7 protein-coding genes are annotated in these 10,504 nt (G+C 38.1%); 3 read left to right on the top strand and 4 right to left on the bottom strand.

The features are described 5' to 3' along the window. Window positions 1–213: 213 nt before the first annotated feature. Complete coding sequence (locus V6256_RS13745) at window positions 214–1,539, top strand: BamA/TamA family outer membrane protein (protein WP_341598800.1); 1,326 nt, start codon at window positions 214–216, stop codon at window positions 1,537–1,539. Between the two features lie 152 nt (window positions 1,540–1,691). On the opposite strand, the gene V6256_RS13740 is transcribed toward V6256_RS13745, so the two are convergent. From V6256_RS13740 to V6256_RS13725, 4 genes are all read right to left on the bottom strand, one after another. Then, complete coding sequence (locus tag V6256_RS13740; protein ID WP_341598799.1) at window positions 1,692–2,714, bottom strand: PfkB family carbohydrate kinase; 1,023 nt, start codon at window positions 2,712–2,714, stop codon at window positions 1,692–1,694. 319 nt (window positions 2,715–3,033) lie between these two features. Further along, complete coding sequence (locus tag V6256_RS13735; protein WP_341598798.1) at window positions 3,034–3,453, bottom strand: methyltransferase family protein; 420 nt, start codon at window positions 3,451–3,453, stop codon at window positions 3,034–3,036. A gap of 61 nt (window positions 3,454–3,514) precedes the next feature. Then, window positions 3,515–4,471, bottom strand: coding sequence for a prolyl aminopeptidase (gene pip / locus V6256_RS13730; protein WP_341598797.1), 957 nt, complete (start codon window positions 4,469–4,471; stop codon window positions 3,515–3,517). Between the two features lie 162 nt (window positions 4,472–4,633). Next, a complete protein-coding gene (locus V6256_RS13725) occupies window positions 4,634–6,148 on the bottom strand; it encodes a DUF3612 domain-containing protein (protein WP_341598796.1) in 1,515 nt (504 codons plus the stop codon). Window positions 6,149–6,315: 167 nt separating this feature from the next. On the opposite strand from V6256_RS13725, the gene V6256_RS13720 reads away from it, so the two are divergent. Next, entirely contained in the window at window positions 6,316–8,508 is a 2,193-nt protein-coding gene (locus V6256_RS13720) for a malate synthase G (protein WP_341598795.1), read from the top strand. A gap of 70 nt (window positions 8,509–8,578) precedes the next feature. Next, window positions 8,579–10,174 carry an isocitrate lyase gene (locus tag V6256_RS13715; protein ID WP_424141069.1) on the top strand — a complete coding sequence of 532 codons (1,596 nt, stop codon included), beginning with the start codon at window positions 8,579–8,581 and terminating at the stop codon, window positions 10,172–10,174. Window positions 10,175–10,504: the final 330 nt, after the last annotated feature.

Genomic DNA, 10,504 nt, shown 5'->3' with positions numbered 1-10,504 from the left:
TCAGTCATTTTTCCTGCGCAAAATTTAGATCACTTATTTAATATAATTGGTATAAAGAAATAACTTATTTAATTTTGCTCGTCGTTTCCGGGGTTAGTACCTATTTTGTTAGTAACAAGGGGCAAGATTAATTAATGTAAATAGCATTCTTTTCACAAGCTCATATAATATAGTTATTAATGTGTTGGTTATTTATTAACATGGATTAAACATATGAAATATCGCTTTATTTTTGCAGTATATTGTTTCGCTGCGACTCTCCCTAGCATCGCCACTGAATTTAACGTCGAAGACTTAAACCGTTCAGAGGACAAACAAAATACTTGGCTAGTATTACCTTACGTATTTAGCACTGATGGAATGGGATTAAATGCGGGAGCAGTTTTGTTATTAGACGGTTATATACAACCACAAATGACCATGGTGTTTACTGCATTTGCTGGTGAAGAGCTCGATACACAATATGGCCCAAATGGTAGCCCAGATAAAGCAAGGTCTACAGGCGGAGCTTACTCTATTAGTGGTTATCGACCACCTTTTTCAGACCGCTTATTTATTAGCTCATTAGGCTCATATGCTTATTACCCCAATCAACGCTTATACATTGACGGTAGCAATGACTCTAAACAAAACCTAGATACAAGCGATACTAATAGCGTTTCACCATTGCATACTCAAGGTTATAACAATTGGTTTAACCTTAACTTCAGCTACGTTTTACCTTGGGGAGAAAGCAAACATAAAGCGTTACCTAATATTCAACTTAGTCGAGGGCTCCCAGTTAATCGCGATGATATGGGCGGTGGTGAAGTATTTACTACCGGGCAAACAATAGTGGGAACTGAGCTCTTTTATACCCGCTGGACGGCTGACCGATTTATTGAATCCCCTGCGTTAAATACCAATGGTATTCGATTTTTTCTAGAGCATGATAATACTGACTATCCCCATACTCCATCACGAGGTTATGCGTTTCAAGCGACTGTATCAATTGACTTTGGCTTCGGTAACTCAACACAAAGTTGGAATTCACTAGAGTTTGATTATCAGCATTACCTAGCACTCCCGAACCTTTCCTGGACACGTCAAAGTGTGCTTGCTCTTAATGCTTGGACAGCTTACTCCCCTTCTTGGGATAACCATCGCACATTAACGCCTGACGGTGTATTACAAAAGCATCAAACGCCGATGTGGGAAGGAGCAAGTCTAGGTGGCTGGGATCGGATGCGTGCTTATGACAGCAACCGTTTCAATGATAAAGCGGCATTATATGGTGCAGCTGAATATCGCTTTATTCCAAAACTTAACCCTATGGCAGATCAACAATGGAACCCATTCCCTATCGACTGGTTTCAATTTGTATTCTTTGCTGAAGTTGGGCGAGTATCCGATCGATATAATCTATCCTTCTTTAAAGGTACAAAATATGATGTTGGATTCAGTGTACGTGCTTTAGCAGCAAAAACACCGGTTCGTTTTGATATAGCGTGGGGAGAAGAAGGCAGCTCAATGTGGGTGATGTTAAATCAGCCATTTTAAGTAAATAGATCCAACGATAAAATAACAAAAGGTATCAATAAAAATAATCTGTTTTTATTGATACCTAAAAAAATACTGATGCATCGTCATGCATCAGTATTTTATATTTAAGCTGTTAAGACTTGTTAACTACATAAAGTTGTCACGCAGTTTTAGCGGCTTAAACGAGCATTACTGCCTTTTTGCATTGCATTGCGGATCTCAGCTTCTGACACTAAGTTTAAATCACCACTTACAGATAATTTAAGAACACTTGCCGCAATAGCAAAATCAATTGATTCTTGTGGCTCAAGGTTTTCAAGCATACCGTGTAATAAACCTGCACCGAATGCATCGCCCGCTGCAACACCTTCCATTACATTAATATCATGCACTGGTGTATCGTAGAATTTACCATCTTTATATAAGATAGCCATCCAGTCGCTTTGCTCTACAGCATTGATGTTACGTAATACACTTGCCACTACTTTACAGTTAGGGTAGCGTGTTGTGATCTCTTTCATTCCATCACGGAAATCTTCTATTTGATCGATACCATTTGATAGGTCACCATCGAATGCTTTGATACCTAGACATGCTTCAAAATCTTCATCATTTGCAATACATACATCAACAAAAGGCATTAATTCGTGCATTACTTTTTGTGCTTTTTCTGGACTCCACATTTTACCGCGATAGTTTAAGTCACAAACAACTGTAATCTTGTTTGCTTGACAATAAACTAAAGCTTCTTTTAATGCCGCTTCTATCTCATCAGAGATCGCAGGTGTTACACCAGAGAAATAGAAAATACCTACTTCATCTAAAATCGCTTTCCAATCAAACTCAGCTGCTTCAGCTGTTGCAATTGAACTACCAGCACGATCATAAACAACGCCAGTACCACGTGCGCCATTACCTTTTTCAAATACGTACATACCTAAACGAGGGCCACCGCGTAAAACGCGACCTGTATCAACACCAAACTTACGTAATGTACCAATCGCCGCTTCACCTAGTGCATTCTCAGGTAATTTAGATAAATAAGCAGAATCATGGCCTAATAAAGCAAGAGAAACTGCTGCATTAGCTTCAGCTCCACCGTAAGACGCTTCAAAATTATTTGTTTGTAAAACACGTTCAAAGCCAGTTGGTTTTAAACGTAGCATCATTTCGCCAAATGTTAATACTTTCATTAATTGATCCTTTGTTAATAATAAATTAGCTCAAAAATTAAAAATGAAGAGCTCGCTCTTATTTGTATTATATTATTATCAATCAAAAAGACGCTTGAGTAAAATCAACTACGCATTTATTTTTAATAATTATGTGACGTAAAGCAAATATGAGTATTTTTAATAGCAAAAAAAATGATAGTAACCAACCGCTTTAATAATAAGCTTGATGATGCGATTGGCTAAAGCGCAATACAAGCAGCAAAACACTGGATTAAAACAATCCCTTTAATGATTAAAAAGCTTACAATTTGAGATCAGCTTATAATATTAATCACTGTCACCAAACCCAGGGGATAAATGCATTTGTTTTTTCTCTATACCTTTGATATTGCTTGTAATGTATACATAAAGCAGCTTCTTCCTTTCGTGATTTCAATATCAAAATAATGGCTAATAATACCCATGAAATTAATTTATAAAGACTAAACTGCCAAAAAAGAACACCTAATGCACCTATTAACAAAACACTATACATAGGGTGGCGGATAAACTGATAAGGACCATCCACAATCAGTTCCCCCGTTTCCTTAGGGTGAGGACGAATATTAAAATTACCGGGCCTATTGGTTATTAATGTAAATATCCCAATAACAGTAGAAATCGCAAATAACAATAAACCAAACCATGAAAATTGTAATGTATTCGCAGGCCAAACAATTGCCATTAATAATACAAATTGAGCTATTACGTAGATCATTTCTTACCCTCTATTAAAAAACAGCCACTCATTCATCTGATAATTAATTTAGCCGGTTCAATTAAGCAACTGAAAGCATTGCCTTTGTCGCATTAATAAGATGATGCTTGGTATTAGGCTCAATGGATGCATGGCCGGAAGCCTCACTAATGATTAGGCTTGAGTGTGGTAACTTTTGATGTAGTTGCCATGCATTATCAAAAGGACAAACAATATCGTATCGACCATGTACAATCGTCATTGGTATATCTTTAATTTTATCGGTATTTGCTAATATTTGGTTTTCAGATAAAAAGCAATTATTAACCATAAAATGCGCTTCATGACGGGCTAATGTCCATGCTTGCTGATCCCCTGTTGCCGCATCAACAAAAGCTTGATTAGGAATTAATGTACAACATCGAATTTCCCAAATACTCCACGCTTTAGCTACCTTCAAAGCCAAGGCTTTATCGTCCCCCGTCATAATGTCGTAAGCCATTTGCACACTATAATTACTCAGGTCCATATTTTTCGGAAAGGCGGCAAGGTATTGTTGCCAGTAATCAGGACAAAGACGCGTCGCTCCTCCGCCAGAAAATGACCAATCAGTGTCTTGCGATCGTCCTAAGTAAATACCACGCAGTACTAAGCTTTTAACCTGTTCAGGATAAGTTTGAGCATACACAAGTGCGAGTGTAGATCCCCAAGAACCACCAAAGACATGCCATTTCGCTATCCCCAATTTTTTACGGATAGCATCAATATCACTGACTAAGAAATGTGTTTCGTTATTCTCTAGGCAACCATGTGGTTTTGAACGACCACAACCTCGTTGATCAAATAAAATGATGCGGTATTTTTCAGGATCAAAAAAGCGTCTATCATTAGTTGAACACCCGCCACCTGGACCACCATGAAGGAAGACTACGGGTTGCCCTTGAGGGTTTCCACACTGCTCCACATAGATTTGATGCTGACTATCCACATCCATTAAAAAATGTTGGTATGGCTCTATTTCAGGGTAAAACTCATTCATATGATTAGCTCTCAAAGTCGTTAAAGTAAAAGAGATACAGAAGGGCTAACTTAACCAATCCATGATTAATTCAGCCCTATTATGTTAATACTTTTATCTTCTCACACATCACACTAACCACAAAAGTGAATCCACTTTATGCAACGTTAGGATCAATCATATTTAAGTAGACTTTTCACAATAACAGCTCGGTTTACGAGGGCAAACCGCTCCACGAACACAAATCAATTGCGCTTCCTGTTCAATGCCACGAGTTATCCAGTTGATATTCAGCACACGTGCAACACTTAATAAAATTTTTCTTATTTTTAATGGAATTTTGCTCGAACCACCATTACTGATACACACTTGCTGTAACTCATTGACTAGACTAACAGCGTCGTGCCCTTGCGCTTCTATAGCAGGATTTAAATCAATACCAGTACATAAAACATGACTGGCTTTATTAAGATCAAAAACCTTAATAGACTCACAGCAATAAATTTTAGCAACGCCATTTTCACTTAAAATAGAAAATTGAGCAGCCGTTCCTTCATCTTGATTTTGTAACATTCTAAAGACCGACCAATGTTTACAAGGATCATGCGCGATAGTCATATTTCCCCATGGTAATGGGATACCATTTCCTCGGTAAACCGCTTTTAACTTACCCTCTCCATATGCGTCAAAATAATGCCAATGAGGATAACTTGAAACACCTGTCATACGTCGCATAACAACCGCTTCAGAGACCTCTATTTTTTTACAAATATCGATTTCGTAACCGTATTGATCTAAGAGTTGTCGAAAAGGCACTTTAGGGCAAAGCAATGCAGCGGCAAAAAAACTACATTCAAAATCACGCCATGCATGCAAAATATCCTGAGCATCGAGTTGGTTAGAGGAAGGATTTATGGTTTTTTCTGTATCGTACTGCGTTTGCTCTCCGGCAACCATAATATTTTTTTGACCATCACTATTATGTAACACATTATGACCAATATGCACGGCAAGTTCATACTTAAGCCTGGTGGTATTTTTTTTTAAAATATTATTAATATACACAGTACGAGGAGGTTTAAAGTAAGAAGTGACTACTTTGTTGCCGAGATTGGCCATCTTTTCATTTTTGGGTAAACGCGTAAACCAACTTATTTTCAACCCCCTTGATTCACTTATCTCAATTAAATCATCCACATGCAAAGGCATTTTTTTCAAACCAACTTCTTCAGCAGCTCGCTCTAAATCAGGAAAGTGATTTTGATGATGCTCTTGATGAGCACGAATTAATAGGTGAGCAAATTGCCGCCCTGTTGTGCCTGTTTGAGCTAACATTTCAGGTATTGCAATCTGTAAAATTTCATTTGAAAACAAAAAGCTAGGCTCTAAAGGCATGCCTTTAATACCACCACGACTGCCTTTATTCGGGGTAATATCTTGTGCTTCGGCGGCATCATCTAAAAACCATTCAGGTTTCTTTTGAAATACTGTCGCAATCACTTCCAGCATTTCTTCTCTAGGCATCCTCTTTCCACGCTCAATCATGGATAGATAAGACACAGATGGTCCGTACTCCGCATCGAGTTTAATACACCTTGATGATAACTCCTCTAAGGTTAAACCATTACGTTTTCGTAAATTGCGAATCTTGGTTCCTAAGAAGTGAGATTGTCTCGCTAAACTTTTTTTGATGGCCATTTTGTAAAATTTACTCTGTGTAATTTTCTTTGTGAAATTATATTAATTTTTTATTTATAGTAGCAACAACTGATTAACAAACCAGCAACAATAGTTCGATAAATGTGCGCCAGGTGGTTTTTCTATACACACTTAAAACTGAGTTGATAGTAACAAGGAGAGACAATATGAATTTACCTCAAGAGAAACAATGCCTAATAAATCCTGAATTTTATCAGTTCATCAATAATGAAGTTTTACCAAAAACATCATTGAATAATGACAACTTTTGGGCTGATTTGAATAACTTGATTAATGACTTTTCACACAGCAATACAGTGCTATTAAATACGCGTCAACAAATGCAAAACAAGATCAATCAGTGGCATCTAGAGCACCCTCAGAGTAGCGACTTCTCTCCTCAGGCGTCTCAAGCGGCTTATCGTGAGTTTCTACAAAGCATTGGTTATTTAACACCAATGGTTGATGACTTCACGATTGAAACAGAAAACGTTGATCCTGAAATATCAACCATGGCAGGTCCACAGTTAGTGGTGCCCGTTAGTAACGCTCGCTTTGCTTTGAATGCTGCAAATGCTCGCTGGGGAAGCTTATACGATGCCTTTTATGGCACCGATATTATTGATAACAGTGGCGAGTTAAGCAACACCAAAGCATTCAACCCACAACGTGGACAAGCCGTTATCGATAATGCAAAAGACTTTTTAGATGAGCAATTCCCGCTTAATAGTGGCTCTCATCATGACGTTACAAGTTACTTAGTTTATTACCAGCACCTATTAGCCTTTTTTGCTGATGGTTCAGAGTGTGGCTTAAAAGATCCATGTCAATTTGTTGCATTTGATGGGTCTAAAAACTCACCAACTTACTTATTACTTAAAAATAATGGTTTACATGTAGGTCTACATATCGACCGAACAGGAAAAATAGGGGCAACAGATAATGCAGGTATTGATGATATTCAAATGGAATCAGCACTAACAACTATCATGGATTTCGAAGATTCAGTATCGACCGTTGATAGTAATGACAAAGTGGAAGCATACCGTAACTGGTTAGGCTTAATGCGCGGCGATCTTGAAGTGACATTCACGAAAGACAACCAAGCAGTGCAACGTAAATTAAATTACGACCGAAATTTTACAGCTAAATCAGGTGGTGCTTATCGTGTACCTGGCAGATCAGTGTTGTTAGTGCGAAATGTTGGCCATTTGATGGGCACTGATTTAATACAAGATATCGATGGTAACAATGCACCAGAAGGCATTATAGACGGTGTTGTCACTGCACTTATCGGTAGCCTTGATCTACAGAAGAGTGAGCATGATTGCTTTAGAAATAGCCGCTCTGGCAGCATTTATATTGTAAAACCAAAACTACATGGACCAGAAGAAGTTCGTTTTACCTGTGATTTATTTAGCCGTATTGAGCTAATGCTTAATCTGCCAAAAGACACATTAAAACTCGGGATCATGGATGAAGAGCGTCGTACAACCGTTAATCTTAAACAATGTATTTATGAAGCAAAATCACGCGTTGTATTTATCAATACTGGATTTTTAGACAGAACCGGTGATGAGATCCATACCAGTATGTTAGCTGGGGCTTTTTACCCTAAATCTGGGATTAAAAATGAGCCATGGATTAACGCTTATGAGAATAATAATGTGGAAATTGGATTGCGTTGTGGTTTTTCAGGTAAAGCACAAATAGGTAAAGGTATGTGGGCAATGCCAGATGAAATGAAGCAGATGATGAAGGATAAAATTGCACATCCTAAATCAGGGGCAAATACAGCCTGGGTACCTTCTCCGACGGCAGCAACATTACATGCCTTACATTATCACCGAGTAAATGTATTTGAGCAGCAAAACACCATTTTAACACGTACGCCAGCAAGCTTAGACAGCATCTTAACGATGCCTATTATGCCCGCGGACATGACATTAACTGCAGAGCAAATAGAGACAGAGCTTAACAACAATGTACAGGGAATTCTTGGTTACGTGGTGCGCTGGATAGAGATGGGAATTGGTTGCTCAAAAGTACCAGACATCAATGATATTGGCTTAATGGAAGATCGTGCGACATTACGAATCTCAAGCCAGCATATTAGCAACTGGTTAATGCATAACGTATGTACTCAGCAGCAAGTTAACCAGGTAATGGAAAGAATGGCAAAAGTCGTTGATAAACAAAATGAAGGTGTAACGGGTTACCAAAACATGAGCCCTAACACAGAAAAAAGCCTCGCATTTCAGGCAGCAAAAGCACTTATATTGGAGGGACATAAACAGCCAAATGGATATACAGAACCACTATTACATGAGTACCGATTACTAGCAAAGCAGCAATTTTAGGCATTTTTTATTCACTATACATTAACAATCACTTATTAATAATTTAATGATAATTTGAGAGGTCACTATGATGAATTACAAAACTGAAATGAATAACGCGAGCCAATTTATAAACCAACAAGGTTCAACTTGGAATGCAATTAATCCTGAATATATTGCACGTATGCGTTTACAAAATCGCTTTAAAACGGGGCTAGACATCGCCAACTACACGGCTAAAATTATGCGTGAAGACATGCAATCTTATGATGAAAATAGTGATAATTACACACAATCTTTAGGTTGCTGGCACGGTTTTATTGGCCAGCAAAAAATGATTTCAATTAAGAAGCACTTCACCACGACCAAAGGTACTTACTTGTATTTATCTGGTTGGATGGTTGCGGCAATGCGCTCTGAGTTCGGTCCTCTACCAGACCAATCAATGCATGAAAAAACATCAGTACCGATGTTAATTGAAGAGCTATACACTTTCTTAAAACAAGCTGATGCACGTGAATTAAATCACTTATTCAATGAGTTAGAAACAGCACAAAGTAGTGGTGATCAAGTTGCTGAACGAGCAGTACAAAAACAAATTGATGAGTTTGAAACGCATGTAGTACCTATTATCGCAGATATTGATGCAGGGTTCGGTAATGAAGAAGCAACATACTTATTAGCGAAAAAAATGATTGAGGCAGGTGCATGTTGTATTCAGATTGAAAACCAAGTATCAGATGCAAAACAATGTGGCCACCAAGATGGTAAAGTAACGGTGCCGCATGAAGATTTCCTAGCGAAAATTAATGCCGTTCGCTATGCATTTATGGAGCTAGGTGTTGAAGACGGTATCATTGTTGCTCGTACGGACTCATTAGGTGCAGGTTTAACACAAAAAATTCCAGTATCGCAATACGAAGGTGATTTAGCGGAGCAATATAATGCTTACATTGACGGTGAAAAAGTAAACTCATTAAGCGATATAAACTCAGGCGATATGGTACTAAGTCGTGGTGGAGAAATAATTAAACCAACACGTCTTGCGAATGGATTAGTACGCTTTAAACCAAATACAGGTGAAGACCGTGTGGTGCTGGATTGCATTACCTCTTTACAACATGGCGCAGATTTATTATGGATTGAAACAGAAACACCTAACATAGAACAGATTGCAGGCATGGTAAACCGTATTCGAGAAGTAGTGCCTAACGCGAAGCTAGTTTATAACAATAGTCCATCATTTAACTGGACATTGAATTTCCGTCAGCAAGTGTTTGATACTTGGGAAAAAGAAGGTAAAGATACCAGTGCTTACCAACGCAGTAGTCTAATGGCTGTCAATTATGATGGTACAGAGCTGGCAAAAGAAGCTGATATGAGAATACAAAACTTCCAGAAAGACGCGTCTAAACACGCAGGTATTTTCCATCACCTTATTACATTACCAACTTACCATACCGCTGCTTTATCAACAGATAATTTAGCAAAAGAGTACTTTGGTGTTAGAGCGATGTTAGCTTATGTTGAGAACGTTCAACGCCAAGAGATAAGACAATCACTTGCATCAGTTAAACATCAAGATATGTCTGGCTCTAACATTGGTGATGACCATAAAGAGTACTTCTCTGGTGACCAAGCGTTAAAAGCTTCTGGTGAAAATAATACAATGAGCCAGTTCTCTTAATAACAGCTTTAATCAACACAAAGTAAGCATTGAGATAAACGAGCCCCTCTCTCGTTTATCTCTTTTTTTATGGATACCCACGCCACTCTCCAATGGCTTTCAAATTCGTACACTGCAATATTGATGCATATCAAGTGTGTTTCAGTTTTCCCCCTAACGGCGATCTTTGTTTATTTTTTATGTGAGCGATTTATCGTTATTTCTTAATGAAGAGGCAACAATAACAAGATAAATTACCTACATATTAATAAAGGTGTCATATGCTATACGCGCAGTGTAAGCGTCTAGCAAAGCACACCTAGTATCGACTTTCTGATTGTTTAAAAATAT

The organism is Psychromonas aquatilis (genome assembly GCF_038155185.1).
In the GTDB taxonomy this organism is placed as follows: Bacteria; Pseudomonadota; Gammaproteobacteria; order Enterobacterales; family Psychromonadaceae; genus Psychromonas; species Psychromonas aquatilis.
This window is presented reverse-complemented; position numbering and strand designations above follow the sequence as displayed.